The sequence below is a fragment of the Micromonospora saelicesensis genome (genome assembly GCF_900091575.1).
Lineage (GTDB): Bacteria > Actinomycetota > Actinomycetes > Mycobacteriales > Micromonosporaceae > Micromonospora > Micromonospora saelicesensis.
In genome coordinates, this window is record NZ_FMCR01000003.1 from 684,682 (window position 1) to 699,023 (window position 14,342).

A 14,342-nucleotide genomic window follows, 5' to 3' on the forward strand; every position below is an offset into this window, starting at 1 on the left:
GCTCGGCCGGGTGCCGGTCCGCTCAGGACCGCCGTCCCCGGCTGCGCAGGGCGTCCTGGGTCGACTCGCCGATGTCCGCGTCGTCGGGGAAGCTCCGGCCACTGGGGGCGGGATCGGGTGGGGCCCCCGGTCCGGCCATCGTCGTACGGGTCGGCTCGACCGAGCCGAAGCCGTGTCGTCCCGCCGGGTCCGACCGGCCCGCCGGAGCACCCGCGCGTCGCTCGCCGCGCCGTCCTTCGGGCACCGCGGTCTCCTCGCTGCCCTCGTCCATCGGTGAGTCGTCGGCCGTGCCCCAGGGCGCGTCGGCGTCGAAGCCGTCGCCGGTGCCCCACGGCTTGGTCGCCTCCGGCTCCAGCCGGTCGTTGTCCCCGCTGCGTCCCTTGTGCGCCGTCATGACAACCCCGCTCGTCGGTCCGCCGCCAGCGGCGGACGATGTGCCGTCCTCGGGCCGGGACCGCCGGCCCGAGTGCGGCGCACGACATGTCGCCGGCACGCCGCCGCGCACGTGGCATCCGTCATCGCTCCGGTGCGCGCGTAGGGCCGGCCAGCGCCCCGCCGTCGAGGTGGCGGCGGGACGCCGGTCGGCCCGACGTTCAGCGTCCGGCCATCGCCATCGGCCGCTTGCCGTTGCTCATTCCCATCTTGATCATGCTCTTCGAGGCGCCCTTCATCCCACCGGCGCGACCGAGCATGCCGCGGAACACCTGGCCGGGCTTCTGCTGCTCACCCATGTACGCCGTGACCACGACCAAGGTCCCGGTCAGCGCCGGAATGGCCCACTGGAGCAGCTTCATCTGCCGCTGCGACGAGGCCACACTGGCCGGGGTCTGGTGGTTCGGCTCGGTGGCGCCACTCACCGACGGGCCGCCAGCCTTCTCCAGCCGCATGCCGATCAACCGGCTGTAGCCGGTGACCGCCAGCGCGCCGATGGTCAAGGCCGTCTTGATGGCGCTGGCCCGGGCGACGCCGGACTGGGCCGCCACCCGTGGGCTCTCGGTCACCAGCTCGCCGACGGCACCGGCCAGGTGCGCGCCGATCGCGGCCGCGTTGACCGGTGTCCACTTGGACCATCCCGCCGAGGCGACCGGGAGCCGCTGGGTCGAGTCGCTGATTTTCGCCGCTGCGCCGTTGACGCCGAAGGCACCCATGAGGGAGCCGCCAAACCAGGCCGCCAGGCCCAGATCGTGCATCGAGCGCAGTGCGGTGTGCCGTTCGGACATGTGATCCCCTTCCGCCGTGTCGGGCGGTGCGGCTTACCCGCCGGTCGGGCGGCTAACCCCGCCCCGGGCGGACCGATCCGGGTCGTGGAGGGCCGCTACCGGACATCCGTGGCGTCGGCGGGTCGACCTGCCCCGGGCAGGAGTCGTTCGCCCGGTGGTGGGTAGATCCCGAGCGACGCCGACGAGAGGGGAACGCGATGTCGCAGCCGGACGAGAGCCGGGAGAAGACCCCCAAAACAGACGCGGTGCTCATGCACCCCGACAACGACCCACACCGGAACACCGCAGAGGTCGCACCCCGCAAGGAGCACGCCGAGATCCAGGTGGAGCGGGACGGTGAACTGGTGCCGCTGGACCAGGACGAGTGAGCCGACCGGCCGCCAACCGGCCGGTACGGCTCAGCGGGGCGGCAGATCGCCGACGAAACCGGCGATCCGCCGCGCCAGCGGGACGCTGGCGCGGACCCAGGTGAAGTGGTCCAACGTCGTACCGGCCTGCGCCACTGTGTACCGCTCCCGGGTCACCGGCGCGTCGGCGAGCTTCGCGCAGAGGTGGTCCATGGTCTCGTGCGGGGTGAACTGGTCGTCGTCCACACTGACGGCCAGCACCGGGGTCCGTACCGCGCGGACGGCGGCCTCGGTGTCCGTACCGTCGAGCCGGGGGAATCGGCCGGTCCGCGCGGTGTGGGCCCAGTCGCGGATCACGCCGCGTGCCTGCCGACCGCCGAAGCCCCAGCCCGGCCAGACCCCGAGCAGCGCCGCAGTGGCGGCGATCCCCTGGGTGTAGGGCAGTACGCCGAGGCCGCGCCGGCCCGGGTAGCTCCGCCAGTACGGGATGCCGACCGCCACCAGCGCCAACCCGTCCACCTCGCCGCTGCCGTGCAGGGCGAGGTGCAGCAGCGCGGCCTGCCCGCCGAGCGAGTGTCCGAGGAGCAGTCGGGTGCGTCCGTCCAGACGTGGCTTGAGGGCGGCCAGGACGGCGCCGACGTCGTCGGCCAGTTCGGCGTAACCGTGCCGGTCCGCCCGACTCGGCGCGGGCGTGCTCGCCCCGGTGCCGCGCAGGTCGGCCACGACCACGGCCAGTCCGGCGGCGCGCAGGGCGGCGGCGAAGGGCCGGTAGTACCGGGCCCGGACCCCCATCGCGGGCCAGATCACGACCACTGGCGCGCCCGACACGCCGGCCGGTTCCGGATAGACCTGCACACCCAACCGGCCACCGTCGACGTCGACGAACTCCTGCGCGTACTCCGGGTCCCCGTTCATCGGCCCAGCCTACGGCCTGACGTTACCGGCGGGTAGCAGTAGGCCGTCGGGGTCCACGACAGCGGTGGGCAGACGTGCCGCGCGCGCGACGGACGCGACGGAGGGCCCCGCCGAATGGCGGAGCCCTCCGAAGGACGCTGCGGTCAGGAGACCGAGATCGCCCCGTTGCTGGCCCGCACGCAGGCCACCGAACGGGCGCTGGTGGAGGCCGCGCCGCTCAGGCACTGGCCGAGCACCTGGTGCCCGGTGGCGTTCGGGTGCCACGACTCCTGGCAGGTCTGGAAGTAGGTGACGCAGGTGTTGGCGATGCGCTGGATGGCGATCTTGTCCTTGCCGGCGAGGCTGGTGACGAAGGTGCCGGTCGCGCCGTCCTGAAGCCGGATCGGAGTGGCCAGCGAGCCGCTCGGGCTGCTGGTCTGCTCGCAGAGCCGTGCACCGTTGAAGGCCTGCTGCACGTTCAGGTACACCAGCTCGTCGGCGGGGAACTCGGCGGCCAGAGTGTCCCGGGTGGACTTCACGATGCTGCCCAGACCCTGCGAGAAGCGGTGCCCCGGCGCCAGGCTGGCCCGGTGGATCGGGCAACCGCCCGCGTACCGCTCGGCACCCAGGTCACGGAACTTGTCCCTGGTGTCGTCCCGGCTGTCCTCCTCGTGGAACTGCGGGTTCAGGTCCAGCGGCAGTGGGTTCGTGTAGTCCTGGAACACCACCCGGTGCTGCCCGTCCGCGTCCACCTGGTCGAGGGTGGTCAGGATCTGGCGTACGGCCGCGGTGGTCTCCGCGGTCGCGGCGCTGATCTGCGCGGCGGTGGCCAGGTCGGCGTCGCTGCACGGCTTCTGCTCCACCGGCCCGTTCAGGTACGCCCAGAACTCCCACCAGCCGGTCCAGGCGTCGGCGATGAACCGGTTGGCGCACTTCTCCGCGACACTGCCGAAGGTGAACGAGCTGTTGTTGGAGCCGAGGCCGACCAGCACCAGGTCGATGTCCTGGGTCTGCGCCACGGCGCGCAGCTGACTCAGCTGCGAGGCGACCGTACGACCGTTGGTCCGCGCCTGGGAGGCGTTGGCGATGTCGTGTGGCTGACCGCCGGAGCAGGCCAGGTTGAACCGGTTCTGGATGCCCGGCAGGTTGGCCTGGTTGAGCGAGGCGTTCGCCGAGCGGTGGCAGAAGAACGCGTTGTTGTTCGCCGCGGTCCAACCGGGGAAGCCCTGGCTGACTCCGTTGACGTCGACGACCGGGGTGTACGCCCCGGCGCCCTCGCCACTGATGAAGCTGTCCCCGAGTGCCACCGCGGCGGTGGGCAACGCGGCGGACGCGGGTGCGGGCAGCGCGACGGCGGTCGACAACGCGGCCATGGCGATCGTTAGTCCCGCGGCGAGCGCGGTACGCCGGAACCTGGGCATGGGGCCCCCAACCATCGAAAGATGAAAGATTCTCTGAGAGCGCGATCAGATCACCCCGGCGCGACGGGCGTCAATGGCCCGTAACAGATTCGTTCGACGAAAGACATGCGCCCGTAGGCATGACGGGCTACCGCGTCGAGATTGGACCCGCGCTCAGGGTTGTCGACCGCGCCGACCCGCGCCCTCGGCGCGGAGTCAGCGACCGGTCGGGCGGCCGCGGCGGTTCAACAGGGCCGCGCCCACGGCGTTCAGCCCGACACCCCAGACCAGGAGTACGCACAGCCACTGCACCCACGCCACGGCGCTCATCTCGCCCGAGAGCAGGTTGCGCACGCTGCCGAACGGGGTCAGCCACGACTGTGCCGGACGGAGCGCGTCCACGACGCCCAGCAGCGCGAACAGCCCCAGCGGCAGGATGATCGTGGCCAGGAACGCCAGCACCACCGAGCGCAGCAACAGGCCCAGCCCGGTGCCCACCAGGCCGGCGACGATCTGCACCAGCACACTGCCCACCGCGACCGTCCCGGCGAACCGCCACGGCGCTTCGGCGACGTCGGCCGGGGTGAGGGCCAGCGTCGCGGCGCAGATCAGCACACCGGCCACGCCGATGACGACAGCCGGCAGCCCCACCGCGAGCACGGTGGGCAGGACCGGAAGGCGGACGGGCGCCCGGCGCAGGTCGCGTACCAGCAGGATGCCGAAGAGCGGGGTCGCGACGGACAGCAGGCTCTGCACAGTGCCCGAGAGTTCGGCGAAGGTCCGGTCGGCGGGATCCGCCGCCGCGACCAGCGCCACGGCGGCCAGCAGCCCCATCACCAGGGTGCCCACCAGAAGCCACCGCCGGGCCGGCGTGCCGAGAGAGCGCCGCAGCGCCTCGCGAATCGTCTCGTCCACCTCGACCGCCTCCCGATCTCCTCGACCCGGACCGGCGTGCGCCCCCGCGCTCAACCGGCCGCGATCATGGGTGAGCGTACCGGCGGCGGTGTCTCTGCGTGGTCCCATGATCACGCGGCGGCTGTTCGTTGGCTCACGTCCGGAGGGGCGCGCGCGGCGGGTCGCGTAGGTCCTCCGGTAGTTGTCCTAGCCTCGGGCTAGGCTCGCTGCGGCGCGCCCACGCCGGCTGATGTCGCCGGTGACCGGCAGCACACCGCCGAGACCGGGGAGTACGACCAGTTGACCGCAGAGCCTGACACCCTGTACGGGGCCGATGACCTCACCCACCTTGAGGGGCTGGACGCTGTCCGCAAGCGGCCCGGCATGTACATCGGTTCCACCGACAGCCGTGGCGTGGGTCACCTCGTCAACGAGATCCTCGACAACTCCACCGACGAGGGTGTCGCCGGTCACGCCAGCCACGTCGAGGTGATCCTGCACGCCGACGGCTCGGTGCAGGTCGACGACGACGGCCGCGGCATCCCCACCGACGTGCACGCCAAGTCCGGCATCTCCGGCGTCGAGCTGGTGCTGACCCGGCTGCACGCCGGCGGCAAGTTCGGCGGCTCCGGCTACAAGACCTCCGGCGGTCTGCACGGCGTCGGCGCATCGGCGGTCAACGCGCTGTCCCGCCGCTTCGACGTGACCGTCCGCCGGGCCGGCAAGATCCACGCGATGTCGTTCCGGCACGGCGTCCCGGGCATCTTCGACGGCGACGGGCCGGACGCCCCCTTCACCGCCGGCCCCGGGCTCCAGGTGACCGGTGCCATGAAGCGCGGCCAGCGCACCGGCACCTCGATCCGCTGGTGGCACGACGCCCGCTACTTCGAGACCGGCGCCGCGCTCGACGTCGACGCCGTCCGGATGAAGCTTCGCAACACCGCGTTCCTGGTCCCCGGCGTGACCTACCTGCTGCGCGACCTGACCGGTGAGGCGCCCGCCGAGGAGCGGTTCCACTACCCCAACGGGCTCAGCGACATGGTGGAGTTCCTCGCCCCGGCCGGCGATCGGCCGGTCTCCGGCACCCTGCTGGTCAACGGCGAGGGCACCTACCGGGAGAACGCCGCCGACGCCAACGGCGTCATGCAGTCCAACGTGCAGCGTCGCGCCGAGGTCGAGGTGGCGTTCCGGTGGGGCACCGGTTACGAGCGCACCGTCGAGTGCTTCACCAACACCATCCGCAACGCGCACGGCGGCACCCACCGCAAGGGTTTCGAGCGGGCCCTCGTCCGCGCGCTCGCCGACGCCATCCGCAACACCCGCGGCCTGCTCAAGGCCAAGGAGGAGCCGCCCACCCTGGACGACGTCCTGGAGGGGATGACGGCGGTGGTGCACGTGCGGATCCCCGAGCCGCAGTTCACCTCGCAGACCAAGGACGAGCTCTCCACCACCGGCATCACCAAGGTTCTCCAGTCCCTGGTCGATGCCCACATCAAGGCCTGGCTGGAGGACCGGCGCACCAAGGCCGAGGCGCGCACCGTCCTGCAGAAGATCGTCGACGCCGCCCGGGTGCGACTCACCCAGAAGCAACAGAAGGACGCCGCCCGGCGCAAGACCGCCCTGGAGGGCGCGTCCATGCCGCCGAAGCTGGTCGACTGCCGGGCCACCGGCATCGATCGCAGCGAGCTGTTCATCGTCGAGGGTGACAGCGCCCTGGGTACGAGCCGGATGGCCCGTTCGTCGGAATACCAGGCGCTGCTGCCGATCCGCGGCAAGATCCTCAACGTGCAGAAGGCCAACCTCCAGCAGGTTCTGGACAATGCCGAGTGCGCGGCCATCGTGCAGGTCCTCGGCGCCGGCTCGGGGCGCACCTTCGACCTCTCCGCGCTGCGCTACGGCCGTGTGCTGATCATGGCCGACGCCGACGTGGACGGCGCCCACATCCGTACGTTGCTGATCACCCTGTTCGCCCGGTACATGCGACCGCTGATCGAGGCCGGTCGGCTCTACGCCGCGATGCCGCCCCTGCACAAGATCACCACCAAGGGGCGCAGCCCGCAGACCGTCTACACCTACACCCAGGCCGAGATGGAGACGACGGTCCGCAAGCTGGAGAAGGCCGGCAAGCAGATCGTCACGCCCATCCCACGGTTCAAGGGTCTCGGTGAGATGGACGCCGACGAGTTGTGGGACACCACGATGAACCCGGCCACCCGGGCCGTCCGCCGGATCACCCTCGATGACGTCGACGCCGCCGAACGCATCCTCGAACTGCTGATGGGCGAGAAGGTCGAGCCGCGTCGCAACTGGCTCATCGACTCCGCCGACCGCGTCGACCGGGATGCGATCGACGCATGAGCGCCCGTTCCGTTCCAGTGGAGAGCTGAGTCATGGCACGCCGTAAGGAAAACAAGGTCGACCTCTCCTCGTTCGACCAGGCCGGTGCGCGGGTGTTCGACAACCCGCTGGTCACCGAGGTTTCCGACTCCTACCTGGAGTACGCGTTCTCGGTCATCCACTCCCGCGCACTGCCCGACGCCCGCGACGGCCTCAAGCCCGTGCACCGGCGCATCCTGTGGTCGATGTACGAGCAGGGCTACCGCCCCGACCGTGGGCACGTGAAGTCTGCCCGAATTGTCGGCGATACGATGGGTAAGTACCATCCGCACGGGGACACGGCGATCTACGACGCCATGGTCCGCCTCGCGCAGGACTTCTCCCTCAACGTGCCACTCATCGACGGGCATGGAAATTTTGGGTCCCCTGACGATGGACCGGCAGCATCGAGATACACCGAAGCGCGGATGTCCCGCGAGGCCATGCTGCTCGTCGGTGAGCTGGGCGAGGACACCGTCGATGTCGAGCCCAACTACGACGGGTCGCTGACCCAACCGACCGTACTGCCGGCGGCCTTCCCCAACCTGCTGGTCAACGGCGCGTCCGGGATCGCGGTCGGGATGGCCACCAACATGATCCCGCACAACCTGGCGGAGGTCGTCTCCGCGGCCCGCTGGTTGATCAACCACCCGGACGCCACTCTGGACAAACTCATGGAGTTCGTCCCCGGCCCCGACCTGCCCACCGGTGGGGTGCTGCTCGGCCTGGACGAGGTGCGCCGGGCGTACGAGACCGGGCGTGGCGTGGTGCGGATGCGCGGCAAGGTGGAGATCGGCCCGATCGAGGGCAGCCGGGGCCGTCAGGCGATCACCGTGGTCGAGCTGCCCTACGGTGTCGGCGCGGAGAAGGTCATCGCCGCGATCACCAACGAGGTCACCAAGACCAAGCGGCTGACCGGCATCGCCGACGTCAAGGACCTCACCGACCGGGAGAGCGGCACCCGACTCGTCGTCGAGTGCAAGGTCGGGGTCAACCCGCAGGCGCTGCTCGCCGACCTCTACCGGCTGACCCCGCTGGAGCAGTCGTTCGGCGTCAACAACCTGGTCCTGGTCGACGGGCAGCCGCGCACACTGGGCCTCAAGGCGCTGCTGGAGGTCTTCCTGGCCCACCGGTACGAGGTGGTCACCCGGCGCACCTCGTACCGTCGGCGCAAGCGTCAGGAGCGGCTGCACCTGGTCGACGGTCTGCTGATCGCGCTGCTGGACATCGACGAGGTGGTCCGGCTGATCCGGGGCAGCGACGACGCGCAGGCCGCGAAGGACGGGCTGATGAGCCGGTTCGGCCTCTCCGACATCCAGGCCACGTACATCCTGGACACTCCGTTGCGCCGGCTGACCAAGTTCGACCGGATCGAGCTGGAGGCCGAGCAGGAGCGGCTGCGCGCCGAGATCGCCGAGCTGAGCAAGATCCTCGACGACGAGCGCGTGCTCCGGAAGGTGGTCTCCGACGAGCTGGCGGCCGTGGTCAAGCAGTTCGCCACCGAACGTCGTACGACGCTTGTCGACGGTGACCTGAAGGAGGTGCTGGCCGCGTCCGCGCCGGCCGGCCCGCTGGAGGTCGCCGACGATCCGTGCCAGGTGATCCTCTCCGCGACCGGGCTGGTCGCCCGGACCGCTGCCGAGTCGGAGGAGAGCTCCGAGGGGCGCCGACGCAACGGCCGGGTCAAGCACGACACGGTACGCGCCATCGCGCACTCCACCGCCCGTGGTCGGGTGCTGCTGTTGACCAGCGCCGGTCGGGCGTTCAAGGTCGACGTCCTGCCGCTGCCGGTGCTGCCCGAGCACGCGGGCACTGTGTCACTGCGTGGCGGTATGTCCGCGGCCGAGCTGGTGCCGTTGGCGGCGGGGGAGGCCGTCGTCGGCCTGGCCCCGCTGGGCGGGCAGGCGGAGGGCTCACCGGGGCTGGCGTTGGGCACCCGGCAGGGCGCGGTGAAGATCTGCTCGCCGGAGTGGCCGGTGCGCTCCGACGAGTTCGAGGTGATCGGTCTGCGCGACGGTGACGAGGTGGTCGGGGCGACCTGGCTGGCCGATGGCACCGAGACGCTGACCTTCGTCACCTCGGAGGCGTCGCTGTTGCGCTTCCCCGCCGGGTTGGTCCGGCCGCAGGGTCTCAAGGGCGGCGGTATGGCCGGCATCAACCTGCCGGCCGGGGCGCGGGTCGCGTTCTTCGGCGCGGTGCGCACCGACGATCCGGGGCATGGCGAGCCGATGGTGGTCACCTCCACCGGCGCGACGGTCAAGGTGACGCCGTTCAAGGCGTACCCGGCGAAGGGCCGGGCGACCGGCGGCGTGCGCGCGCACCGCTTCCTCAAGGGTGAGACGGACGTGGCCGTCGCCTGGGTGGGCCCGCGACCGGTCGGCGCGACCGCCACCGGCGACCCGGTGGAACTGCCCGCGGCGGATCCACGCCGCGACGGCAGCGGCTTCGCGGTGATGCTCGGCCCGACTGTGGTGGGCCACCTGATCGAACGCGACTGACCCACCCGCGTTGTCGGGCCGTCCCCCGGGCCGGCCCGGCACCTGCGGCCCGAAGATCGTGCTCGATCCTGGAAGTAGTGGTTCACCGACGCGGTGATGCCACTCGATCCTGGATCGAGCACGATCATGCGGGGTGGGGCGTCCGCCAGCGCGGTATGGTGGTGCCCTCTGTTGTCGGTGAGGGTCCGGGTGCACCGCGAAGCGCCCCTCAACATGATTTCTTCTCTGTCCGGCGGAGTCGCCGGCGCGGCGTGAGCGCCGCCATCCGGGTCCGGCCGAGGCGTGAGCTACGCGCCGCCCGCCGCCCCCGGCCACACCGCTGTTGGGGTCACCTGATCGCCGCGCCACTCTGGCCGCTGCACGGCGCGAACCTGGGCACCCTGTTGCGTACGTGCGACGCGGTCGGCGCCTGCCTCGCCGTGCCACCGTTCCGTTGGGTGGACGAGGCCGTGGCCCGGGGCAACACGCTGCGGCGGCCGGGCTGCATCCACCGGGTCGGCAGTCCGCTGCAATGGCTGGCCGCCGAACGGGCCGCCGGCACCCGGGTCCTCGGGGTGGAACTGGCCGACGAGGCCGTCCGGCTCGGAGATCTGCCCGCCGCTCGGGGGCGCACCGTGGTGCTGCTGGGCCACGAGGCGACCGGCATCCCGCCCGAGGCGCTCGACCAACTGGACGCGGCGGTGGAGATTCCCATGGTCGGCCACGGCCACAGCCTGAACGTCGCGGTAGCCGGCTCCCTGGTCCTCTACAAACTGGCCGGCCTCCTCTAGTACGGTGCCCGGTCGCCGCTGGATCAGTGGCGATCAGGCCGGAGAACCGCACGGTAGGTCCGGACAACCGGTCCCGTCGCGTCCGGACCTACCGTGCGAGTCGCTGGTCACCGCGTGGGGGTCGGGCCACTCGCGATATTTCTCTTCCGGATCGGCACACGGGCTGGCCCGGCATCCGCCCCGCCGTGGTCCTGGGCGAGGTCAGCAGGTGCGGGAGTTGTAGGCGGCCCAGTAGGGGCCGCTGCCCTGAGGCGGGTAGAACCGGTAGTTCCCGTCGGGCGAACGCTGCAGGACGAACTGGTGCGAGCCGTACGGGCTCCGGGAACCTGTCGCACCGTGGTACACCACGTACAGCCACCCGTTCTGGTTGTCGTGCTGCACCAGCTTGTCGCCGGCCTTCGTCCAGCTGTTCCGGCCTGCGGAGCCATCCGCCGAGAGGCCCTTGTCGCGCTGGAAGTTCCTCGTCGCGGCATCGGTCTGGTCGCCGAAGACGCCGTCGACCCCGGACGAGGGCAGGTACCCATTCGCCCAGAGAATGGTCTGCCAGAGACAGGCGACGTTGGAGTTGCGGTGCGTGGTGACGTTGGTGACGCCTTCGTCATCGAAGTCGTCAGACACCGCGCCGGTGCCATGGACGAACGCCCGGCCCGTGTAGGAGCCGCTGGCCGCGGCCGGCGTGGCGATGGTGACGTTGATGCCGATGGCCAGTGCCGCGCCGATGGCGGGCACCGCGACTCTCTTGAGGACCCGGCGGGTGGTGCGGAGCGACGACATGTATCTCCTCTGGTCGGGATTCATGAGGGGGCGGCGGTGCTGGGGAGTTGCGCCAGCCGGCGGTGTCACACCTGGCACGACGAGGCGAGGTGGCCTCGCGCCAGGTGTGGACAGACGGTCCCGTTCGGCCTCGCGCAATCGCCGTGCAACCAGGCCTGGCGATTGGTGCTCTTGGATGGGGCGGTGAGGACGGTAGAACCGTCCTCACCGCTCCGGGCCCCCCGTGGAGAAGGTACGGTGGGGCCGGTACAACCGCCGCACAACTCACGCACAGCTCGTCTGCTCACCCGCGTTATCCGGGTGCTGTACGCGTGGCGGCACATGGCAGCGCCCACATGTGAGGTGCCTGGTTGCGTTTCGAACTCCTTGGCCCGTTCCGGGTGTACCGCGACGGCCGGTCGGTTCCACTGGGCTCGGTGAAGCAGCGTCTCCTGCTGGCGACCCTGCTGCTGCGCCCGAATGAGGTCGTCGGCACCAACGAGTTGGCCGCGATGCTGTGGGGCGACGAAGAACCGGCGTCGGCCGCCGCGAATTTGCGCACCTATGTGCGCGGGCTGCGGCGGTCGCTCGGAGGTGGGGAGACCTGGGATGGGATAACCGCTGCGGCCGGCGGCTACCTGCTGCGGGTGGGCCCAGGCGAACGGGACCTGGACCTGTTCGACGCCGCGGCGGCGCGGGGCCGTGAGGCGCTCGCCGCTTCCGATCTGGACCGGGCCGAGGCCGAACTCTCCGCCGCGGTACGCCTGTGGCGTGGCGCGCCGCTGTCCGACCTGCCGCTGCGCTCGACGCTGGCTCGGCGGGTGGCGCAGTTGGAGGAGCGCCGACTGCTCGTGGAGGAGGACTACGCCGAGGCGGTGCTGGCCCTCGGCGCGTCGGCCGACGTCGTGCACCGGTTGCGCGGCCTGCTCGACCGGCATCCGTTGCGGCAGCGGGCGTGGGGCCAGCTGATGGTGGGCCTGTACCGCATCGGAGACGTGGCCGGCGCACTGGATGCCTTCCGGCAGGCCCGACAGACGCTGGCGGAGGAGACCGGCCTCGATCCCGCGCCCGAGCTCGTCACCCTGTACGACGACATCCTGCATCACCGCCCGGGCCTGGCGGCGCAGCCGCCAACGGGGTCGGACCGGCCAGCGCCGGAGACGGCAGTCGGGCCGCTCATTCAGCGCCCCGAGCAACTGCCGCGTGCGGTGCCGGAATTCGTCGGACGCAGCGTCGAGCTGGCGGGCCTCGACGGGCTTCTGCACGGCGGGGCTGAGGGGCCGACGAGCGGGGCCATCTCCGTGGTGTCCGGCATGGCCGGAGTCGGCAAGACGGCCCTGGCGTTGCACTGGGCCCACCGGGTTGCCGACCGCTTCCCGGACGGCCAGCTCTATGTGAACCTTCGCGGTTACGACGAAGCTGGCGCGGTGTCCCCGCCCGACGCCCTGTCCGGCTTCCTCGAGGCGCTCGGTGTGCCCCACGCCCGGATACCCTCCGACATGGAGGCCCGGACTGGTCTCTACCGCAGCCTGCTGGCCTCCCGCCGGATGCTCCTGGTGCTCGACAACGCTCGCGACTCCGCCCAGGTGCGCGCGCTGTTGCCCGGTGCGGGCCGCTGCATGGTCGTGGTCACCAGCCGTGACCGGCTCGGCGGCCTGATCGCGGCCGAGTGTGCCAGGCCGTTGACACTGGACGTGCTCACCGCGGAGGAGTCGAGGAGCCTGCTCGCCAGACGTCTCGGGGTCAGCAGGCTCGCCTCCGAGTCGGTGGCGGTGGCCGACATCATCGAGGCCGCAGGCCGGCTTCCGCTGGCACTGTCGATAGTGGCGGCGCGTGTCGCGACCCATCCCACCTTCCCGCTCAGCGCGATCGCCGCCGAACTGCACTCGGCCGAGGCGAGGCTGGACGCCTTGGCCGACGGCGACGTCCGGCGCGTCTTCTCGTGGTCGTTCCTGGCCCTAGGGGTGGACGCGGCCCGGCTGTTCACCCTGCTGGGGCTGCATCCGGGCCCGGACCTGACCACCGCCGCGGCCTCGGCGCTCGCCGGTGTGTCGGCCGCGGCCGTCACGCCGATCCTGCGGGAACTGACCCGGCTCCATCTGCTGGCGGAGCACGCGCCCGGCCGGTTCGCCTTCCACGATCTTCTGCGCGCCTATGCGGCCGAGCTTGCACAGTCGTCGGAGCGCGGCGACGAACACGTCGCAGCCCGACGGCGCCTGTACGACCACTACCTGCACGCCGCCTATCCGGCCGCCCGGCTCCTCCAGCCGCAGTGGCCCCCGATCGAGCCGATGCCGCCGCTGCCCGTACCCGCCAGGTCGTCGGTGACCGATCACGACGGCGCTCTCGCCTGGTTCACGGCGGAGCATCGAGTGCTGGTCCGGGTGGTCCGACAGGCCGCCGAGAACGGCTTCGAGACGTACGCCTGGCAGATCGCGTGGGCGCTGACCACCTTCGTGGCGCCGCGCGGCCTCTGGCAGGACCAGCTCGCCATCCAAGAGGTCGCGCTGGGCGCCGCGGAGAAGATCGACGACCTCGCCGGTCAGGCCGTCGCCAACCGGCTGGTCTCCCGCGCGCTGACCCGACTGGGCGACCGCACCACTGCCGAGTACCGGCTCAAGCGCGCGCTTGAGCTGCACGAACGTCTCGGCGACCCGATCGGCCAGGCCCAGACGCTGCACAACTACTGCGAACTCTGCTACCTGGACGGCCGGCTCGACGAGGCGCTCGCACACGGTCGCGAGGCGCTGCGGCTCTACCGGCTGGTCGGTAATCACGCGGGCGAGGCCCGGACGCTCAACGCGATCGGTTGGCTGCTCGCCACCACCGGCGACTATGTCCAGGCCATCGCCAGCTGCACCGAGGCCCTCGAACAGCAACGACGGACCGACGACCGCAACGGTCAGGCCGCGACGCTGGACAGCCTCGGCTTCGCCTACGACCGTCTCGGTGAACGCGACCGCGCGGCCAACTGCTACGAGCAGGCGATCTCACTCTTTCGCGACTCCGCGGACCGGTATCACGAGGCGGAGACCCTCATCCGACTCGGGGACACCCGGGAAGGGATGGGGGACCGGAACGCTGCCGCTGCCGCTTGGCGCCTGGCCGCGCGGATCTATGAGGACGTGGGCGACCCCGCAGCCGAGGAGGTCCGCCGCCGCCTCGAACGTCTGTCGCCCTAGTGCAGGGC

Annotated in this window: 11 protein-coding genes; 5 read left to right on the forward strand and 6 right to left on the reverse strand. The window is 71.3% G+C overall.

Annotation, left to right across the window (positions count from 1 at the left end; translation table 11 throughout):
* Positions 1-22: 22 nt before the first annotated feature.
* Positions 23-394, reverse strand: coding sequence for a hypothetical protein (locus GA0070561_RS16180; protein ID WP_091401355.1), 372 nt, complete (start codon positions 392-394; stop codon positions 23-25).
* A 199-nt stretch (positions 395-593) separates the two neighbouring features.
* Complete coding sequence (locus GA0070561_RS16185) at positions 594-1,220, reverse strand: hypothetical protein (RefSeq protein ID WP_091401358.1); 627 nt, start codon at positions 1,218-1,220, stop codon at positions 594-596.
* Between the two features lie 197 nt (positions 1,221-1,417).
* Here GA0070561_RS16185 and GA0070561_RS33620 point away from each other — a divergent pair, with 197 nt between their 5' ends.
* A complete protein-coding gene (locus GA0070561_RS33620; protein ID WP_158629581.1) occupies positions 1,418-1,588 on the forward strand; it encodes a hypothetical protein in 171 nt (56 codons plus the stop codon).
* Between the two features lie 30 nt (positions 1,589-1,618).
* Here the strand turns inward: GA0070561_RS33620 and GA0070561_RS16190 are convergent, their stop codons facing one another.
* The 3 genes from GA0070561_RS16190 to GA0070561_RS16200 form a co-directional block, all read right to left on the reverse strand.
* Positions 1,619-2,482, reverse strand: coding sequence for an alpha/beta hydrolase family protein (locus tag GA0070561_RS16190; RefSeq protein ID WP_091401360.1), 864 nt, complete (start codon positions 2,480-2,482; stop codon positions 1,619-1,621).
* Between the two features lie 143 nt (positions 2,483-2,625).
* Positions 2,626-3,882, reverse strand: a complete 1,257-nt coding sequence (locus GA0070561_RS16195; protein WP_091401362.1) for an SGNH/GDSL hydrolase family protein — start codon at positions 3,880-3,882, stop codon at positions 2,626-2,628.
* 195 nt (positions 3,883-4,077) lie between these two features.
* Positions 4,078-4,884, reverse strand: coding sequence for a hypothetical protein (locus GA0070561_RS16200; RefSeq protein WP_141710385.1), 807 nt, complete (start codon positions 4,882-4,884; stop codon positions 4,078-4,080).
* A gap of 171 nt (positions 4,885-5,055) precedes the next feature.
* Between GA0070561_RS16200 and GA0070561_RS16205 the strand changes: the two genes are divergently transcribed.
* The 3 genes from GA0070561_RS16205 (at position 5,056) to GA0070561_RS16215 (ending at position 10,399) form a co-directional block, all read left to right on the forward strand.
* The gene (locus GA0070561_RS16205) at positions 5,056-7,113 is read left to right on the forward strand and encodes a DNA gyrase/topoisomerase IV subunit B (protein ID WP_091401367.1); all 2,058 of its coding nucleotides are present in this window, start codon (positions 5,056-5,058) and stop codon (positions 7,111-7,113) included.
* Between the two features lie 32 nt (positions 7,114-7,145).
* Positions 7,146-9,629 (forward strand): DNA gyrase/topoisomerase IV subunit A, encoded by a 2,484-nt coding sequence (locus GA0070561_RS16210; protein WP_091401369.1) that lies wholly within the window; start codon positions 7,146-7,148, stop codon positions 9,627-9,629.
* Positions 9,630-9,880: 251 nt separating this feature from the next.
* Positions 9,881-10,399, forward strand: a complete 519-nt coding sequence (locus tag GA0070561_RS16215) for a TrmH family RNA methyltransferase (protein ID WP_208603778.1) — start codon at positions 9,881-9,883, stop codon at positions 10,397-10,399.
* 201 nt (positions 10,400-10,600) lie between these two features.
* Here the strand turns inward: GA0070561_RS16215 and GA0070561_RS16220 are convergent, their stop codons facing one another.
* Positions 10,601-11,173 (reverse strand): peptidoglycan-binding domain-containing protein, encoded by a 573-nt coding sequence (locus GA0070561_RS16220; RefSeq protein WP_167362420.1) that lies wholly within the window; start codon positions 11,171-11,173, stop codon positions 10,601-10,603.
* A gap of 416 nt (positions 11,174-11,589) precedes the next feature.
* On the opposite strand from GA0070561_RS16220, the gene GA0070561_RS16225 reads away from it, so the two are divergent.
* Complete coding sequence (locus GA0070561_RS16225; protein ID WP_244166264.1) at positions 11,590-14,334, forward strand: AfsR/SARP family transcriptional regulator; 2,745 nt, start codon at positions 11,590-11,592, stop codon at positions 14,332-14,334.
* Positions 14,335-14,342: the final 8 nt, after the last annotated feature.